This window comes from Mycobacterium sp. NPDC004974 (genome assembly GCF_053600815.1).
Genome location: NZ_JBSGAQ010000009.1, coordinates 181270 through 196378 on the forward strand (window position 1 = coordinate 181270; position 15109 = coordinate 196378).

General features: G+C 67.5%; 16 protein-coding genes. 8 read left to right on the plus strand and 8 right to left on the minus strand.

The annotated features are described in order from the left end of the window. The first annotated feature begins 74 nt into the window (after positions 1 to 74). Positions 75 to 707, plus strand: a complete 633-nt coding sequence (locus ACWEFV_RS20830; RefSeq protein ID WP_450071540.1) for a TetR/AcrR family transcriptional regulator — start codon at positions 75 to 77, stop codon at positions 705 to 707. After that, positions 704 to 1360 carry an enoyl-CoA hydratase-related protein gene (locus ACWEFV_RS20835; RefSeq protein WP_135459543.1) on the plus strand — a complete coding sequence of 219 codons (657 nt, stop codon included), beginning with the start codon at positions 704 to 706 and terminating at the stop codon, positions 1358 to 1360. The genes ACWEFV_RS20830 and ACWEFV_RS20835 overlap by 4 nt, the downstream gene beginning before the upstream one ends. Before the next feature lie 4 nt (positions 1361 to 1364). On the opposite strand, the gene ACWEFV_RS20840 is transcribed toward ACWEFV_RS20835, so the two are convergent. Beyond that, a complete protein-coding gene (locus ACWEFV_RS20840) occupies positions 1365 to 2036 on the minus strand; it encodes a TetR/AcrR family transcriptional regulator (RefSeq protein ID WP_450071541.1) in 672 nt (223 codons plus the stop codon). A gap of 144 nt (positions 2037 to 2180) precedes the next feature. On the opposite strand from ACWEFV_RS20840, the gene ACWEFV_RS20845 reads away from it, so the two are divergent. Genes ACWEFV_RS20845 through ACWEFV_RS20860 form a run of 4 tightly spaced genes read left to right on the plus strand, consistent with a single transcriptional unit; the run spans position 2181 to position 6983 of the window. Then, entirely contained in the window at positions 2181 to 3317 is a 1137-nt protein-coding gene (locus ACWEFV_RS20845) for a VOC family protein (RefSeq protein WP_450071542.1), read from the plus strand. Continuing rightward, positions 3314 to 4252 carry a fumarylacetoacetate hydrolase family protein gene (locus ACWEFV_RS20850; protein WP_450071543.1) on the plus strand — a complete coding sequence of 313 codons (939 nt, stop codon included), beginning with the start codon at positions 3314 to 3316 and terminating at the stop codon, positions 4250 to 4252. Before ACWEFV_RS20845 ends, ACWEFV_RS20850 begins: the two co-directional genes overlap by 4 nt. Beyond that, positions 4249 to 5796, plus strand: a complete 1548-nt coding sequence (gene mhpA, locus ACWEFV_RS20855; RefSeq protein ID WP_450071544.1) for a bifunctional 3-(3-hydroxy-phenyl)propionate/3-hydroxycinnamic acid hydroxylase MhpA — start codon at positions 4249 to 4251, stop codon at positions 5794 to 5796. Before ACWEFV_RS20850 ends, mhpA begins: the two co-directional genes overlap by 4 nt. Then, positions 5793 to 6983: a cytochrome P450 gene (locus ACWEFV_RS20860; protein ID WP_450071545.1), complete on the plus strand. Its 1191-nt coding sequence runs from the start codon at positions 5793 to 5795 to the stop codon at positions 6981 to 6983. The genes mhpA and ACWEFV_RS20860 overlap by 4 nt, the downstream gene beginning before the upstream one ends. A 30-nt stretch (positions 6984 to 7013) precedes the next feature. Here ACWEFV_RS20860 and ACWEFV_RS20865 read toward each other — a convergent pair whose 3' ends face one another. From ACWEFV_RS20865 to ACWEFV_RS20885, 5 genes are read right to left on the minus strand one after another with little or no spacing between them, the layout of a single operon-like run. Beyond that, the gene (locus tag ACWEFV_RS20865; RefSeq protein ID WP_450071546.1) at positions 7014 to 7292 is read right to left on the minus strand and encodes a hypothetical protein; all 279 of its coding nucleotides are present in this window, start codon (positions 7290 to 7292) and stop codon (positions 7014 to 7016) included. Positions 7293 to 7336: 44 nt separating this feature from the next. Continuing rightward, positions 7337 to 7759, minus strand: coding sequence for a Zn-ribbon domain-containing OB-fold protein (locus ACWEFV_RS20870; protein WP_450071547.1), 423 nt, complete (start codon positions 7757 to 7759; stop codon positions 7337 to 7339). Between the two features lie 6 nt (positions 7760 to 7765). Then, positions 7766 to 8986, minus strand: coding sequence for a thiolase family protein (locus ACWEFV_RS20875; protein WP_135459551.1), 1221 nt, complete (start codon positions 8984 to 8986; stop codon positions 7766 to 7768). Between the two features lie 9 nt (positions 8987 to 8995). Then, positions 8996 to 11227 carry an acyl-CoA dehydrogenase gene (locus ACWEFV_RS20880; RefSeq protein ID WP_450071548.1) on the minus strand — a complete coding sequence of 744 codons (2232 nt, stop codon included), beginning with the start codon at positions 11225 to 11227 and terminating at the stop codon, positions 8996 to 8998. After that, entirely contained in the window at positions 11224 to 12231 is a 1008-nt protein-coding gene (locus ACWEFV_RS20885) for an NAD-dependent epimerase/dehydratase family protein (RefSeq protein WP_450071549.1), read from the minus strand. The genes ACWEFV_RS20880 and ACWEFV_RS20885 overlap by 4 nt, the downstream gene beginning before the upstream one ends. Before the next feature lie 119 nt (positions 12232 to 12350). On the opposite strand from ACWEFV_RS20885, the gene ACWEFV_RS20890 reads away from it, so the two are divergent. Then, complete coding sequence (locus ACWEFV_RS20890; protein WP_450071550.1) at positions 12351 to 12941, plus strand: TetR/AcrR family transcriptional regulator; 591 nt, start codon at positions 12351 to 12353, stop codon at positions 12939 to 12941. A gap of 11 nt (positions 12942 to 12952) precedes the next feature. Here the strand turns inward: ACWEFV_RS20890 and ACWEFV_RS20895 are convergent, their stop codons facing one another. Both ACWEFV_RS20895 and ACWEFV_RS20900 read right to left on the minus strand, forming a co-directional pair. Beyond that, on the minus strand, positions 12953 to 13621 hold the full coding sequence (locus tag ACWEFV_RS20895; protein WP_450071551.1) for a GNAT family N-acetyltransferase: 669 nt from the start codon (positions 13619 to 13621) through the stop codon (positions 12953 to 12955). A gap of 50 nt (positions 13622 to 13671) precedes the next feature. Continuing rightward, the gene (locus ACWEFV_RS20900; RefSeq protein WP_167857650.1) at positions 13672 to 13821 is read right to left on the minus strand and encodes a hypothetical protein; all 150 of its coding nucleotides are present in this window, start codon (positions 13819 to 13821) and stop codon (positions 13672 to 13674) included. 187 nt (positions 13822 to 14008) lie between these two features. Here ACWEFV_RS20900 and ACWEFV_RS20905 point away from each other — a divergent pair, with 187 nt between their 5' ends. After that, positions 14009 to 15109: a helix-turn-helix transcriptional regulator gene (locus ACWEFV_RS20905; RefSeq protein ID WP_450071552.1), complete on the plus strand. Its 1101-nt coding sequence runs from the start codon at positions 14009 to 14011 to the stop codon at positions 15107 to 15109.

A 15109-nucleotide genomic window follows, 5' to 3' on the forward strand; every position in this document is an offset into this window, starting at 1 on the left:
CAAACTAAGGGTCGCCTTAGTGCTCGTCAACCGCCCCCTGAGTTACGGAGCATTCGCTCTGTTATGGTGTCGCGGTGCCACGTCCTCGCGTCTACGACCCGGATGCGGTCCTCGATGCGACGGAATCCCTGGCTGTGCGCTCAGGACCGGCAGCGGTGACGATCCGGGCGATCAGCGATGCGATCGGGCTGTCCAACGGCGCGCTGTATCACTCGTTCGGCTCACGGGCGGGTCTGCTCGGCCAGGTCTGGCTCCGTGCCGGGCGACGGTTTCTGGCTCTGCAGCGGGAACTGGTCGAGGCTGCGCAACCGGGTGTCGACGCTATCGCCGCGGCCGCCTACGCACCGGCGGTCTTCGCCGAGCGCCACCCGGCGTCGGCGCGGCTACTCCTGCAGGTCCGGCGTGAGCAGGTGCTCGGCCACGATCTGCCGGCGGATCTGGCCGAGCAGGCGCGCGAGTTGGAAAAGCAGTTGGTGGACTTGATGATCGAACTCGCTGCGGCCGCATGGGACCGCCGTGACCGGGCCGCGGTGGACGCCGTGACGACGTGCATCGTGGACCTGCCCACGGCTGTCCTGCTACACCGCAACCGCCTCGACGATCCGACTGCCCGCGATCATCTCAATGCGGCGGTGGCCGCCGTACTGACGGTGGGACCTGGCCCCAGGCAGACGCCGAAACTCCCCCTCAAGAAAGGAATCTCATGACCCCCACCCTGGATTACGACGGCGAGATCGCCATCCTCGACCTGGGCGACGACGAGAACCGGTTCACCCCCGAGTTCCTCGATACGGTCGACGCACACCTCGACGCGGTCCTGGCCAAGGGCGCACACGGCCTGGTGACGACGGCCGACAGCAAGTTCTATTCCAACGGTCTGGATCTGGATTGGCTTGGCGCCCACAGCGATCAGGGCGATTGGTACGTCGGCCGGGTACAGGGCCTGTTTGCGCGGGTGTTGACGCTGCCGATCCCGACGGCCGCCGCGGTGGTTGGGCACGCCTTCGGTGCCGGCGCGATGCTGGCCGTCTCCCACGACTTCCGGGTGATGCGTGACGACCGCGGGTTCTTCTGCTTCCCCGAGGTGGACATCCGTATTCCATTCACCCCGGGAATGGCCGCGCTGATCCAGGCCAAACTGACCCCGCAGGCGGCCGTCGCGTCCATGACCACCGGCCGCCGGTTCGGCGGCGTCGATGCCCAGGCCTACGGGATCGTCGACGCCACGGCACCCGAGGGCTCGGTGACGACGGCGGCCATTGATCTGCTGCGTCCGTTGGGCGGCAAGGATTCCGGCACCCTGGGTGCGATCAAGCAGGGCATGTTCGGACCGGCGGTCCAAGCGCTGCAATCCGTCTAGCCCATCAGGCCGGGCCCGATTGATCGATCGCGCTGAGATCGGGCAGCGGCTGCTTGCAGAGACGGCCGGCTTCCTCGGCGGACATGCCGAGCAGCATGAGCAGGTTCTGCGTCACTGTGTCCGCGGCCTGTGCGTCATCGCGATCCGGTTCGTCGTGAAGTAGCTGCCCCAGCCCGAGCAGCGCCCCTCCGACCACGGCCAGAGCCAGGTTGAGATCTGTGACGTGGAATCGGCCGGCCTCGACGGCGGCGCTGATATCGCGCCGGGCCCGCGGGGCCAGGCCCTTGTCCGAGGACAGTAGGGACAGTCCACTGGACAGCAGTACCCGGCTTTCCTGAGGTCGCCGACGAAACATCCGCCCGGTCAGGCGAAAGCTGCAGGCGAACGCCTCGGCCGGGTCACCGAGCGACTTGGCGTACGCGTCCAACAGGTCGGCGTGCACGTCGAGCGCCTCGGTGAGGGCGGCTTCGAACAACTCTTCCTTGCTGTCGAAGTGGTTGTAGAACGACCCCATGCCGACGTCGGCAGCCTGGGTGATCTCCAGAACCGGCACGTTGAGCTTGCCCGCCGCGATGAAGGATTGCGCCGCGGCGAGCAGGGCCGCGCGGGTGCGCTGTTTGCGCCGAGCCAACCGGTTCGGCTGATCGCCAGGCCCATCAGCCGGCTGCGTCGTCATCGTGATGGCCCCCTTCCCCGCGCAGATCCTTCCGGGATTCCGTTGATTCTAACCGCCTCATCAATTCTGAGGATTTCGTCAGAACACCTTGACTGACGATCGCGGCGCATGTGACGATTTCGTCAGAATCAACGGGAGGCGGCCATGGCGGATACCGCAGGCACCCATCACGACCTGCACAGCGACCAGGGCGCGCGCCGAGGCGAGCACCCGGGCCGGTCCCGCAATCCGGTGATCAAGGTGCGCGACATCGCTTGGCTGGAGTTCGAGAAGCCGGACCTCGTCCGCGCCGAGGCCTTCACGCAGGCGTTCGGCTTCGCCACGGCGGCAAGGACATCCGACCAACTGCACCTGCGTGGCACTGATGCCGGCGCACCGTGTCTGATCGTGCGGCGGGGTCCCCGGTCGAGATTCGCCGGCGTGGCCTTCGCCGCCCGCGACGAAGGCGACGTGCGTCGACTGGCCGAGACAACGGGTGCACCGACGCGCGCACTGCCCGAGAGCATCGGCGGACTCGCCGTCGACCTGATCGACCCCAGCGGTGTCCCGGTCCACGTCATCGCCGGCACCCACGACTTGGCTCCCCTGCCGTCGCAGAGCCCGCTGGTCCTGAACGTCGGGCATGATCTGCGACGCACCAACGCAACCCAGCGTCCGCCACGGGTTCCCGCCGCCGTGCAACGCCTGGGCCACGTCGTGCTGCAAAGCACCAAGTACACCGAGACGCTGAACTGGTATCTGGACAACCTCGGGATGATCGTCAGCGACTTCCAGTACTACCCCGGCCAGCGCGACCGCGGTCCGACGATGAGCTTCATCCGCTGCGACCGCGGCGAGGTACCCACCGATCACCACACGCTGGCGATGACACTCGGCCCGCGCAACCGCTACGTGCACTCCGCCTACCAGGTGGCCGATCTCGATGCGTTGGCCGCCGGCGGCGAATACCTGCGCGAACACGGCTACCACCGATCGTGGGGCATCGGTCGCCACGTCCAGGGCAGCCAACTGTTCGACTACTGGCGCGACCCAGACGGCTTCCTCGTCGAACACTTCGCCGACGGCGACATGTTCGACAACACCCTCGAACCCGGGTGGGCGCCGTTCACCGCGTCCGGGCTGGCCCAGTGGGGGCCGCCCGTCACCAAGGACTTCCTCGGGATCGCCCCCAATCAAGAGTCGATCGACGAACTGCGCTCGATGCTCGCCGCCATCCGAGACCACGACAACGAATTCACCCTCACCCGCCTGCGCGGCCTGCTGAAAGTAGCCAGTTCATGACCACCACCGTCCTCCGCACCGCCGACGCCTGGTACGTCCAAACCGACCGTGGCGCAGTGAAGATCGACACCTCGGCCACCACCACGGCCGAACTGCTCGGCGACCGGACCGCCATCGACACAGCCACCACCGGCACCGACCCGGTACCGGTCGACACCCTCGACCTCGTCTCACCGGTGACCGCACCGTGCCGGGTCGTCGCCCAGATGGCCAACTTCGCATCGCACGCCAAGGACGCGGGCCTGAATCCCGAGACACTCCCACTGGCGTTCTTCCGCAAGGCCTCCGGGTCGATCAACGGTCCGACCGACGACATCGTCAAGCCCGAACACGTCAGGCTCCTGGACTACGAGGTGGAGATCGGCCTGGTCTTCGGACGTGAGCTCCCGGTCGGCACCCACCTGACCGAAACGGATCTGCCCACCTACATCGCCGGGCTGGTGGTCACCAATGACGTGTCGGCCCGCGACGTCCAGTTGCCGAAAACCCAGTTCTACGAAGCCAAGTCGTATCCGACGTTCACGCCGGTAGGACCGGCGCTGGTGCTGCTCGATGCCGATGAGCTCAAGCGCTTCGGCGAGCTGCGCCTCCAGTTGCGGGTCAACGGCGAACTTCGTCAGGACGCCAAGGTGGCCGGCGACATGATCTACCTCCCGCTGCGCGCCCTTCAGGAACTGACGCGATTCCAGCGGATGGACGTCGGCGATCTGCTCCTGACCGGCACCCCAGTCGGGACCGCGTTGAGTGCACCGCCCAAGCCGATCGAGATGATCGGTGCGCTGCTGCCACCGGCACTGAAGTGGAAGGCGTTCTTCAAGGCCCAGGCCAAGAACACCAGGTACCTGCGCGACGGTGACGTCGTCGAGACCAGCGTGGCGACCGACGACAAGGCGATCGACCTGGGCACCCAGCGCGCGGTGGTCCGCTACGCATGACGGCGGTGCCGCACGTCCCCGTCGTCGTCATCGGGGCGGGGCCCACCGGGGTAACGGCGGCCACCCTGCTCGCGCAGTACGGCATCGACTGCCTGGTCCTGGACCGCTGGGCGCAGGTGTATCCGCAACCCCGGGCGGTGCACCTGGACGACGAGATCTTCCGCATCGTGGCCCGCCTCGGCATCGCCGACGAGTTCGCCGCGATCTCGCGCCCCACCCTGGGGCTTCGGTTGCTCGACAGCTCTAGGCATGTGCTCGCCGAGTTCAGACGTGATGCCGCGCTGGGCCGCAACGGTTTTCCCCAGGCCAACATGTTCGACCAGCCCGAGTTCGAGGCCGTGTTGCGGACCAACCTGGCCCGCCGGTCGCATGCGGAACTACGCGGCGGCGTCGAGGTCACCGACGTCGCCGAGGATGCACGTGGCCGGGTTCGCGTCACCTACGCCGACCGCGCCGACGGCGGCGAGCATGTCGTCGAGGCGGACTACGTGCTGGGCTGCGACGGAGCCAACAGCATCGTGCGGTCCCGGATCGGCTCCCGCATGGAGGATCTCGGATTCGAGCAACGCTGGCTCGTCGTCGATGTCGGCACCACCGCCGAACTCGCCAACTGGGAGGGCGTCGATCAGGTCTGCGACCCGGACCGGGCCGGCACGTACATGCGGATCGGCGAGACGCGCTATCGGTGGGAGTTCCAGCTGCGCGACTGCGAGACCGCCGCTGACTTCGCCACCCTCGACGCCCTCGAGCCGCTGATTCGCCCCTGGGTCCAGCAGGTTTCGAGCGCCGAGTTGCACCTGGTGCGCGTGACCGAGTACACCTTCCGCGCGCAGCTTGCCGATCAATGGCGGCGGGGCCGGATCTTCCTGCTCGGCGACGCCGCCCATCTCACCCCACCGTTCATCGGGCAAGGCATGGGCGCGGGACTGCGCGACGCGATGAACCTGGCCTGGAAGCTCGCCGGCGTGCTGGCCGGGTCCTTGCCCGGCGACGTCCTGGAAACCTATGAGCAGGAACGGAAGCCACATACCCGGCACATGATCCGGCTGGCCCTCGCGGTCGGGCGGGCGATGACCGCGGGTGGTGAGTTCGGGAACCTGATCCGTCGGATACTCGTGCCACGCCTGCACTGGTTGCCGGGACTGAGCACCAATCTCGTCGACAGCGAGACGCCGGCGTTGCATCGCTCGGCGCTGGTCCAGAAGTCCCGGGCGCCACGGCAACTGGCCGGCAGACTCTGTCCGAATCCGCTGGTGGCGGAAGGCATACGGCTCGACTCCGACCTTTCAGACGGCTTCGCCGTGATCACCCGCACCGCGCCGAGTGCCGCCGGGCGCGCCCTCGCCGATGAGCGCGGCGCCGTCATTCACGTCGCCGCGCCGGGTTCCGAGCTCGCGAACTGGCTGCGCCGTGGTCGCGCCGACGCAGCCATCATCCGGCCCGACCGCACCGTGATGCGCGCGGGACGGGATCTGGACGCCTTGTTCGACTCGCTGCCCAAGTCCTGCAGCGGGACCATCCGGAAAGTGACGCCACCGCAATGACGCTGACACGCAACGCCATTCCCACCTACCGCTCGGACATCTACTCCACCGCGGCGATCATCGACCCCTACCCGCACTACGCCCGGTTGCGGGCACTCGGCCCCGTGGTGCGACTCTCCCGCCATCGGGCCTACGCAATCCCGCGCTATGCCGAGTGCAAGTCGATCCTGCGCGACGACAAGACCTTCATCTCCGGCGAGGGGGTCGGGCTGAACCCGATCCCGAATACCCTCTCCAAGGGCACCACTCTCACCAGCGACGGTGCGATACACGACGCGCGTCGCAAGCTCGTCGCCCACCGCCTACTCCCGCGGGCGCTGCGCGCGATGGCCGACGACGTCGACCGAATGGCCGCCGACATCGTCGACCGGGCCGTCGCGAAGGGTTCGGTAGACGGCATCGACGACATCGCGTCGGCGCTACCGCTGGCGATCGTCCCCGACCTGGTCGGCTGGCCGCGGGACCAGCGCGCCGACCTGATGGCCTGGGGCGGAGCCACTTTCGACCTGCTCGGCCCGCTCAATCGGCGGGCTGCGCGAGCCATCCCTGACTCCGCGCGGATGCTGCGCTTCGCTCGCGGCGTCGTCAAGAAACGCGCTGTCCTGGACGGCAGCCTCGGGCACGACCTCCTGCTCGCTGCCGACAACGGTGAGCTCTCCGACGCCGACTGCGCATCCCTGATGGTCGACTACATCGTCCCGTCGCTGGACACCACGATCAGCGCCATCGCCAACGCGGTACACCTGCTGGCCACCCACCCCGAACAGTTCGAGTTGCTCAAGCGTCAGCCCGAGTTGATCCCGAATGCCGTCAACGAGATCATCCGGTACTCGTCGCCGCTGCGCGCGTTCACCCGAAAGGCACGCCACGACATCGAAGTCGGTGGCGCCACCGTGCCGGGCGGGGCCCGGGTACTGGTGATCTACGCGTCCGCGAACCGCGACGAACTCGAGTGGGATGACCCGGACGTGTTCGACATCCGCAACGACGCGGGCCGTCAGCTCGGCTTCGGCAATGGCGCCCACGCCTGCGCCGGGCAGGGGCTCGCGCGTCTGGAGACCCAGGCGATGCTGCGCGCACTCGTCGAGCGGGTGGACCGCATCGAACTGACGGCAACCCCGGTCTGGGCGCTCAACAACATCATCCGCCGGCACTCATCGCTGCCGGTCAAGCTGACCGCCGTCTGACCCCGTCGGTGACGGGGTCAGCGGTAGGGGTCAGCTACCCCAGCCGCGCTGGCCGTCCCAGCCACCGCAGATTCCGTTGATGCAGCCATGGCCGAAGCCACCCTGGACCGGGTTCCAACCGCCACAGCCGTTCCAGCCGGGCCCGCTGTCACAGCCACCGCCACCGCCGGCGTCACCGCCGCCGCTGGGTTGAGCACTGATCGTCGTCGCGGGCGCGTCAGTCATAAGCGCGGCGGTCGGTCCTGCTGCAATCGCCAATGCGGCTCCCGCTACGAACACTGATCCCATGAGTTTTCGTATGGTTAGCATGACTCCATACTCCTCTCCTGTGAGCCTCCTGCCAAGTGGTGTGATCAAGCCCGCGTGTAGCGCAGCAGCGTCACACCAGCTCCGGCAAGGGCGTCCGGGTAGTCGCAGAAAACAGGCTTGAGCCGCATTCCGACACTGAGTTCCTCGGGTGCGACGTCAACGATTTCCGTCGAGAACCGCGGACCCTCATCCCATTCCACGATACCCAAAATTTGCGGAACGGCGTCGGCGAAGTGCGGGCCGACCGGGCGCCGGGCCACGGTGAACGAATACAGCGTGCCCATCCCCGAGATCTCCCGCCACTCGAGATCATCGGCCAGCGTGCGGGGCGCCAACACGCGGGGGTAGAACACATAGGCCTGCGTCGACGGCGAGTACTGGATGACGATGCGATGCTCCGCGAGTGCGTCCCAGAACGGCGTGCTGGTAGGGGTTTTCACCGGCATGGGCCGGGCGAATCCGGTCATCGGTCTTCACTCGCCTTCCAGGATCAGGGTGGTTTGCTCGGACAGGATGCCGCCGTTGCCGGAGACGAATGCGCGATTGCAATCGGCGACCTGGGCGGCCCCCGCTCGGCCCATGATCTGACGGGTGGCATCGCAAACGTGGTGCATGCCGCCGGCTAATCCGGCCTGGCCGAAACCGAGTTGGCCGCCCGCGGTGTTCAGCGGGAAATCGCCGCGGAAGGTCAGGTCGTGGTCGGACACGAAGGACATACCCTTGCCCTTCTCGCAGAACCCGGCGTCCTCCAGGCTGAGCAGCACCGTGATGGTGTAGCAGTCGTAGATCGACACCATGTCCATCTGGTCGCGGGTCAGCCCGGTCATCCCGAACGCCGTGTCGGCCGCCTTGCGGATCGGTGTGTCGAGCAAATCCTCGGCGTACGTGGGCGTCTTGAACGGCACGTGCTCGCCAAAACCCTTGACCCACACCGGCCGGTTGCGGGCTCGGGCGGCGACCTCGGCACTCGCCACGACCACAGCGGCGCCACCGACGCACGGCATCACGATCTCCAGCATGTGCAACGGGTCGGCGATCACCGGGCTGTTCAGCACGTCCTCGACGCTCAGCGGGGTGTCTTTCCAGATGGCGCCGTCGGTGTGATTGGCGTTGACCCGCTGGTCCACCACGATCTTGGCCATCGCCCGCTCGTCGTAGCCGTACTCATAGGCATAGCGCTGCGCCACCTGACCGTACGGCCCGTTCTGGCCGAGGTTGCCATAGGGAATCTCGAATTCGGCCTGCGGCGAGCCGAATTGGTTGCTGGACGAGCCGAAGAACACCGCGTCGGTCAACGTCTTCGGTTTCAGCTCCGAGCTCGGGGTGATGTAACGCGCCGGTAGGGCGCACAGCACCACGTCACACAGGCCGAGCTCGATCGCGGCGGCCGCCCGCCACACCATGCCCGCGGCGCTGGCCCCGCCGAGGTCGAGCAACTCTGCGAAGTTCGCTCGCACGCCCAGATATTCGGCCACGGTCGACGGCACGAAGATCTCCGACTCGCCCAGGTGAGAGGTGACGATGCCGTCGACCTGCTCGGCCGACAGGCCGGCATCCTCCAAGGCTGCCGCTGCCAGCAGGGCCCACTGCTCCAAGGTAAACGGAGCCGGCGCGGCTTTGCTCATCCGCTCCGGCGGCAACTCGACGTAGCCGACGATCGCGGCTTCGCCCTGTAGTCCCCTACGCGCTCCCATACTCGCTCCTCACTTGCGGGGTAATCCCAGAATCAGCTGGGCAATGATGTTGAGCTGGATCTCAGTGGTGCCGCCGCCGATCAGCTCGGCGGGAAGGTCCAGGTAGGGCGCCACCACCGCGGGTTGGCTGTCCTGTTCCAGGGCAAGCGGTCCGGTGAGTCCGAGGGTGAGTTCGGATGCGCGGCGCAGCATCACGTTGGTGGCCACCTTGGCGATGCTCGACGCCGGCCCCGGGGGCTGTCCGTCGAGCAGACGCAGCGTCTCACGCACCCCGAGCGCCTTGAGAGCGTTTGTGTAGGAGTCGATCTCGCCGATGGCATGCAACACCGGATCCGGATCGGGGCTCACCCCGACGAGCTCGCGTAGCGCCCCCATCCGGTCGATGTTGACGTAGCCGCTGATCGCCACCCGTTCGTGGGCCATGGTGCTGATGGCCAACTGCCAGCCCGACGCCGGATCGCCCAGCAGCATGTCATCGGGTACGAAGACGTCGGTGAGGAACACTTCGTTGAACTCGGCCCGCCCGCTGGATTGGGTGATCTGGCGGAATTCCACTCCGGGTGAACGCATGTCGAGAATGAAGTAGCCGATACCGCGGTGCTTGGGAGCCTCGGGATCGGTACGGGCCAGCAACGCACCGAAATCGGCTCGATGCGCCAACGAGGTCCAGATCTTGTGTCCGTTGATCCGCCACCCGCCCTCGACCCGCACGGCCCGGGTACTCAGCGAGGCCAGGTCCGATCCTGCTCCCGGCTCACTGAACAGCTGACACCAGGACAGGTCCCCGCGTAGCGAGCCGGGCACGAAACGCTCTTGCAGTTCCGGGGTTCCGGCCGCGATGAGGCTCGGCAGGATCCACTCGGCGATGCCCACCGACGGTCGCACCAGGGCTGCGCGCTTACCGAATTCCTCGTCGACGATGAGCTGTTGACGTACGGTCGCGTCGCATCCCCACGGCGCGGGCCAGTGCGGGGCGATCAACCCCGCGTCGGCCAGCAAGTCACGCCGTGCCCCGATCGTGAACTCCGGGTACTCGCCTTGTCGTCCGAAACCGTTGTCGGACAGGGTGAGTGCACGGTCCAGGGTTTCACCGACCCTGGCCCGGAATTCGGCGTCGGACTCGCCGAGGTTGACCGTCACGTCCCGCGTGGCGGTGGCCGACAGCCGGCCGAGGGTGCGGGTCCATCGTGACACCGGACCGATCGATGCGGCCAGGCTGGTGGCCCGGCGCCAGTACAGGTGCAGATCGTGTTCCCAGGTGAATCCGATTGCTCCGAGCATGGTGAGCGCCTCGAGCACCAGACCGGGAACCGGCATGACCGCCATCACCGCGGCCGAGCAGGCGGTCAGCCGGTGCTGGTCGGTATCCACGGATCCATCGAGCGCCCGCACCGCATCCCAGGCCGCTGCCGTCGCCAGCGCGCTGTTCACCAGCAGCATCGCCGCCTTGTGCTGCAACGCCTGGAACGTCCCGATCGGCTTGCCGAACTGTTCCCGGGTCCGTAGATGTTCGGTGACGGTTTCCACACACCACTGGGTGATGCCGGCCGCCATCGAGGCGGTGAACGCCACGGTCAGGTCGGTGACCAGCTCGGCGTCCACCCCGGTCAGGACCGCGGCGGCGGGCACCGCGTGATCGCTCAGCCGCAGGAGGCCCAGATCCGTGGTCAGGTCGGTGCCGCGGCGCGATTCGACCTGACCCTCAGCCGGATTCAGCGCTGCCCAGCGCAGGGCGCCGGTCTCGTCGGCAAAGGGCACCACGACGCGCTGCGCCGAGCACAGGCCCAAGGTCAGGCCTGTCGAACCGGTCAGCCGCCAGCCGTCCCCGTCGCGGCAGCCCGCGATGTCGGACTGCTCGCTGGACACCACCACGGCGGTCGCACCTTCGGCGATCTCCTTGAGCAGCGTCTCGGCACCGGGGCCCTGCTGCGAAGCCAGTGCGGCCCCGGCGATCGCGGTGGTGAGCAGCGGGCCCGGCAGCAGTGCCGCACCCGCGGCCTCCAGCACGCAGGCCATGTCTTCCAGGCGGCCACCCTGCCCGCCCACCGCCTCGGGCAGGTGTACGGCATGAAAGCCGTTCTCCACCATTGCGCCCCACCATGACGGCAACCGTCCCGCGGCCAGGTCGTCCAGCGCGGCCCGGGTCGCGTCGATGGGTGCGTGCCGGGCCGCGAACTGCCCGACGGCTTCGCTCAGCTGCTGTTGTTCGGGTGTCAGCGCGATGGAGACGTGGGTGGTCATGCGCGCCGCCTCGATCGGAAGAGACCGGAAGTGAAGAATCGTGCGCCCTCGGCGATGGCCTCGGTCGTCGGTCTCGGTTGCCAGCCGAGTTCGCGGACCGCCTTGCTGTGGTCCATCGGCGACATCACGTGCATCAACCGCACGGTCAGCGGGCTGAGCTGGTTGTCCTTCTTGCGCAGCCGGGCCAAGGGATCGACCACCGCGCCCGCCGCTGCCAGCAGGCGGATCGGGACCCCGCGCCGCGGCGGCTCGACATCAACAGCAGCACAGGCGGTTTGATAGATCTCCCCGGCAGACATGAAACATTCGGACACGATGTAGCGCTCACCGATCCGCCCCCGCTCACCGGCCAGGACCAGCGCCTCGGCGGCATCGGCGATGCCCACGGTCTCGGCGGCCGCTCCGTTGACGTAGAACGGCATCTTGCCCCGCACCGCAGCGGCGACCAGACCCCCGTGCGGGGTCGGCAGCCAGTCGCCAGGGCCATAGGTGTTGGACACACACATCGCCACCGCGGGCAGTCCGTGCTCACGGGCGTACCGCAGCACCATCTGTTCGGCGAGCACCCTGGTATGCACATAGTCGCCACCCACGTCGAGCCAGTTGTGCGGCAGATCCTCAGTGGCCGGGCCGGATTCGGCGATGCCGATAGTGGCGATGGAGCTGGTGAAGACGAACTTGCTCAGCCCCGCCTCGACCGCCACATCCAGGACCTCTTGCAGCCCTTCGATATTGGTCCGCCACAGCGGCGCCGGGTCACTCAGCCAGGCCCGGGCGTCGACGACGCAGTAGTACACGACGTCGCAGTCGTCCATCGCATCGCGCACCGAGTCGGGGTCGAAGATGTCGCCGTAGACCCGCTCCACGTCGAGGTCGTCGATGCCGCGGGTGGAACTGGTGCTGCGGATGAGCACCCGTACGTCCTCGCCGCGCTCGACCAGCCGCCTGGCGACATGCGAACCGAGGAATCCGCTGGCCCCGATGACCAGTTTCTTTGTTGCCATGCGCCCTTGCGTTCGTCGTTCTCCGATATTTACGAGACGCTACGTCTCGTCTTGTGGGAGACTACGGCGGGTAGCTTGCCGTGTAAAGATCCGTGCCGAGAACCGACGAGGACGTACCGATGATCCCCACTACCGATGAGGTGACGCCGCCGCGGCGACGCAGCGAGAAGTCGCGGGTGGCCATCATCGAGGCCACCCGCGCACTGTTACTGGAGCGGGGCTTCGACGGGCTGAGCATCGAGGCCGTCGCCGCACGGGCCGGGGTCGGCAAGCAGACCATCTACCGCTGGTGGCCGAGCCGGCCCGCACTGGTCGCCGATGTCCTGCTGGAGGACGCCGACAAGATCCTGGCCACCATGCCGCACACCGACGATGTCACCGCGGACCTGGCCTCCTGGGCCGGAACCCTGGCCTCGGCGCTGACCACGAAGCGCGGCAACGCGATGCTGCGCATCCTGACGGCAGCCTCACTCGAACACGAGGACACCGCCGCACGGCTGCGGGCAGGGTTCAGCCGACCGCTGGTCGATTCCGTGCGCAACCGGCTGATGGCCGAACAGGTCGATGCCGACCTGGCGTCCGCCGCCGCCGACGCCCTGCTCGGCGGCGTGGTCTATCCGATCCTGTCCGAGGGACGGGACTACTCCCGGCAGCGAGCCGAAGGCCTGGCCCGCATCATCGTCGCGAGCCTGCGCGGCCAGGCCGGCTGAGAGCTGACGCGCTACGCCCCGGGAACAGCCCCCGGCGCCCGCACCACCATCGGCACGGCGGGAAAGTACGTGGCCATCTCCGAGCGGCACTTACGCAGGGCGGCGGTGCCGTAGCCGCGCTTACGGAAGTCGGGGTGGATCCAGATCCGGACGTTGACCTCACCGTGGGTCAGTTCGCCGAACACCATGCCGACCTTCTGGTCACCCTCCAAGGCCACGAACCAGGCGGCTTCTTCGGCGTCCACCCGGCCCAGGGCCGCGCGGATCTCGTCGTCGACATCGGCCGCGGGCGCACCCGACCCGTCACCGGAGGCGCCGACGTCGGTGGTCCGGGCGATGAAGATGTCGCGGTCGGTTTCGGCGGCGAACGGCCGCAGATCCAGAGATTCACCAGAGGCCGCCGGACGTTCCGACACCGTGAAGCTGAGCTGGGAATTCAGATCATCGAGCTCGGCAGCGATGGCGCGACGCGAATCCTTGGTGATCTGCGCGAACGACAACCCGACCACGGCTTCGGCCGCGGCGTGCGAGGTGCCGAGCAGGCCGGCAACCGCGTCGATGGCCGCCGGGCGATCATCGGCGTCCACGATCACATCGAGCACTTCGTGGCGCCGATTGAGTGCGTTGAGCAGAGCGTCGGCAATTTCGCGCCGGGCCGCGGCTTTGTCGTGATCGGTCATACCGCGAGCGTAGATCAGCAGTGCGCGCTGTGTGCAGAGCAACCGTCAGCTCAGAGTCGGTCCATTTCCCGCGCCATCTCCGACCACTCGAAATAGATCAACCGCGATGCGCACTCGAACGGATGGCGGCCGTGGTCGTGGCCGTCGATCGGCTGATGCCACGGGCTGTGGGCAACCACCATGGGTCGCAGCGGGGTCATCGAGAACATGGCAAGCCCCCTTCGCCGGCTCCGTTGTCGGCGGACCCGATGTCGGCGGCGGGCACGCCGTTCATCTCCGAAGAAAACCATCCCGATCGCGGCGACACATCATCCATCCGATTGATATTGATCTGGGGTTAGTCTGACGTCAGATGCATACGCCGACGAACGAATCGGGATCTGTGACATGGTCACGGTCGAAGGATTCTCACGCCTTGTAGCCGGCATCTACGCCGCCGCGATCGCTCCCCAGCACTGGGAGTCCACGATCCGCGACATCCATCGCGAAATCGGCGGTAACGGCGGAGCGTTGCTCACCGCCGAAAAGTCGATCTGGTCGATTCAGAACTCGATCCTGCCGGTCGGCGCCGCCGCCAGCTACGCGGCGTACTACCACCGACTCGACTCCCCCATGGCCGCAGTCGAGAAGGGCGCGGTGGGTACCGTCCGCACCGGATCGGAACTGGTCATCCCGTACCGAAATTCCGAGTTCTACACCGACTGGCTGCACCCCAACGAACTGGAGGACGGACTGTTCGTCCGCCTGTCGCAGGGGCACCGCCCCGTGTGCTTTCTCCTGCATTCCGCGGTGACGTCCGAGCCGTTCGGCACGAGGGACCGCGTCCGGCAGTTCAGCGGCCTGGTCCCGCACCTGCAGCAGGCACTACGGGCGCAGCGCGCACTCGACGACTTCGCCCACGAGGACGCCGACCTGCACGCGGCGCTGGATTCGGTGGTCCACGGCATCGTCGTCGCCGGGCCCAACGGCCAGGTGCTCAACCTCAACGCAGCCGCCGAAGCGATCCTGCGCGGCGGCGACGGCCTCCAGGTGGTCTCCGGCCGCATCACCGCGACCAACACCTCGACAAACCGAACCCTCAACCGCGCCCTGCACTCGGCGCTGACCGGCACCTCCGACAACATTCGCGGCGGTTACTCGTTCACAGTCCAAAGACCGTCGGATACAAGACCGTTCATCATCCACATCCTGCCGCTGCACCGTCTCGACCAGCCCGACCGGCGACGGGCGCTGGTGGTGCTGGTCGATCCGGCCCACGAGCCCGAACCCAGTGCGGCACTCCTGCAACGCCTGTACCACCTGACCCGCACCGAGGCCGACATCGCACTGCGGGTCGCCCACGGAACCGATCCCAAACACGTCGCCGAGGATCTGTCTGTCTCGATCACCACCGTGCGCACCCACCTGCACCGGGTGTTCGACAAGACCGGCACGCACCGCCAGGTGGAACTGGTGCGGCTGCTGCTCACCCTGGATCCGGTGACCTGA

Bases quoted from the DNA above. Each gene is read 5' to 3' on its own strand.
- ACWEFV_RS20835 (WP_135459543.1), top strand. From the start codon at position 704: ATGACCCCCACCCTGGATTACGACGGCGAGATCGCCATCCTCGACCTG.
- ACWEFV_RS20840 (WP_450071541.1), bottom strand. From the start codon at position 2,036: ATGACGACGCAGCCGGCTGATGGGCCTGGCGATCAGCCGAACCGGTTG.
- ACWEFV_RS20845 (WP_450071542.1), top strand. From the start codon at position 2,181: ATGGCGGATACCGCAGGCACCCATCACGACCTGCACAGCGACCAGGGC.
- ACWEFV_RS20850 (WP_450071543.1), top strand. From the start codon at position 3,314: ATGACCACCACCGTCCTCCGCACCGCCGACGCCTGGTACGTCCAAACC.
- mhpA (WP_450071544.1), top strand. From the start codon at position 4,249: ATGACGGCGGTGCCGCACGTCCCCGTCGTCGTCATCGGGGCGGGGCCC.
- ACWEFV_RS20860 (WP_450071545.1), top strand. From the start codon at position 5,793: ATGACGCTGACACGCAACGCCATTCCCACCTACCGCTCGGACATCTAC.
- ACWEFV_RS20865 (WP_450071546.1), bottom strand. From the start codon at position 7,292: ATGCTAACCATACGAAAACTCATGGGATCAGTGTTCGTAGCGGGAGCC.
- ACWEFV_RS20870 (WP_450071547.1), bottom strand. From the start codon at position 7,759: ATGACCGGATTCGCCCGGCCCATGCCGGTGAAAACCCCTACCAGCACG.
- ACWEFV_RS20875 (WP_135459551.1), bottom strand. From the start codon at position 8,986: ATGGGAGCGCGTAGGGGACTACAGGGCGAAGCCGCGATCGTCGGCTAC.
- ACWEFV_RS20880 (WP_450071548.1), bottom strand. From the start codon at position 11,227: ATGACCACCCACGTCTCCATCGCGCTGACACCCGAACAACAGCAGCTG.
- ACWEFV_RS20885 (WP_450071549.1), bottom strand. From the start codon at position 12,231: ATGGCAACAAAGAAACTGGTCATCGGGGCCAGCGGATTCCTCGGTTCG.
- ACWEFV_RS20890 (WP_450071550.1), top strand. From the start codon at position 12,351: ATGATCCCCACTACCGATGAGGTGACGCCGCCGCGGCGACGCAGCGAG.
- ACWEFV_RS20895 (WP_450071551.1), bottom strand. From the start codon at position 13,621: ATGACCGATCACGACAAAGCCGCGGCCCGGCGCGAAATTGCCGACGCT.
- ACWEFV_RS20900 (WP_167857650.1), bottom strand. From the start codon at position 13,821: ATGACCCCGCTGCGACCCATGGTGGTTGCCCACAGCCCGTGGCATCAG.
- ACWEFV_RS20905 (WP_450071552.1), top strand. From the start codon at position 14,009: ATGGTCACGGTCGAAGGATTCTCACGCCTTGTAGCCGGCATCTACGCC.